Raw genomic sequence first — 1,352 nt, 5'->3', positions numbered from 1 at the left:
TTCAGATGGCTGGACGTAAAATGAAGGAGGTGCAGAACACTGAAGGACCGCTGCGCGCGGCGCTTTACATGCGCGTGTCGACCGGGGCGCAGGCAAAGCGCGAGCTGTCGATCCCGGACCAGCGCCGAGCGCTTCACGAGTTCTGTGCCGCGCGGGATCTGGTCGTGACGGCCGAGTTCAAGGACGCAAGAACCGGTAGGGACGAGAACCGGCCGGGGTTCCAGCAGATGATGGACGCCGCGCTTCACGGGGAAGTGCCTTTCGATGTCGTCGTCGTTCATTCCTATAGCCGGTTCTTTCGGAACGAACTCGAGCTGGGATTGCGTGCTCGCGCGCTCGAGAAGCGCGGCATCCGCCTCGTCAGTATCACCCAGGAGGTGGGGAACGATCCGGCGGGCGTGATGCTGCGCCAGATCCTCGCTCTCTTTGACGAGTATACCTCGTTGGAGACCGCCAAGCATGTTGCACGCACTCTGGCGGAGAACGCCCGGCAAGGCTTCTTCAATGGTGGCACGGTGCCCTTCGGCTTCAAGGCCATCGAGGCCGAGAAGCGCGGGAAAACGATCAAGAAAAAACTTGTGCCGCGAGAGGACGAGGCGGAGGTCGTCCGCCTCATGTTCCAGCTCTATCTCAAGGGCGACGGATCAAGCGGCCCGTTGGGCGTCAAGAGGTTGACCGAGTGGCTCAACGATCATGGCTACCGGACGCGCAAGGGAGCTAAATGGGGCATAGGACAGATTCATCGGGTGCTCGCCGACCCTATCCACAAGGGGGAATACTGGCGCAATCGGAACAGCGAGACTTCGGACCCCATCCTGATCCCCGTGCCACCGATCATCTCCGCCGATGACTTCGATCAAGCCCGGCGCACCCTCGAATCCCGCAATCCAAAGAATACGCCACCCAGGACCGTGAGCAGCCCCGTTCTGTTGGCCGGCCTCGCCACCTGTGCAAGCTGCGGCAGCGGCATGCTTATCAGCACCGGCAAGGGCGGAAAATACCGCTACTACGCCTGCGGTGGCCGCATGCGGCAGGGCAAGGGAACGTGCAAGGGCCGACGAGTCCGGATGGAAGAGACCGATGACCTCGTTCTGGCCGCCATCATGGAAGACCTGCTGACCCACGACCGGATGACCATGCTCCTTCAGGAGCTGCAAGAACGGCAAACCGAAAGGACCGCCGATGCCAGCGACAGCCTCGCGAAACATGAAGCCAAGCTGAGCGACACGAAGACAAAACTGAACCGCCTCCTCCAATTGGTCGAGGAAGGCGTAATGGAAAGTTCCGACCCCAGTCTCGCCGAGCGCCTCAACGACCTAAGGACCCAGCGCGACATCGCAGAGAAGGCGGCG

1 protein-coding gene is annotated in these 1,352 nt (G+C 61.6%); it reads left to right on the top strand.

Annotated features, from left to right (window positions below; all coding sequences use genetic code 11):
- Nucleotides 1–20: 20 nt before the first annotated feature.
- A partial coding sequence (locus ILP92_RS18215) for a recombinase family protein (RefSeq protein ID WP_198917836.1) occupies nucleotides 21–1,352 on the top strand: 1,332 nt, incomplete at its 3' end.

Source organism: Palleronia pontilimi (assembly GCF_016412875.1).
Classification (GTDB): Bacteria; Pseudomonadota; Alphaproteobacteria; order Rhodobacterales; family Rhodobacteraceae; genus Palleronia; species Palleronia pontilimi.
This window is presented reverse-complemented; position numbering and strand designations above follow the sequence as displayed.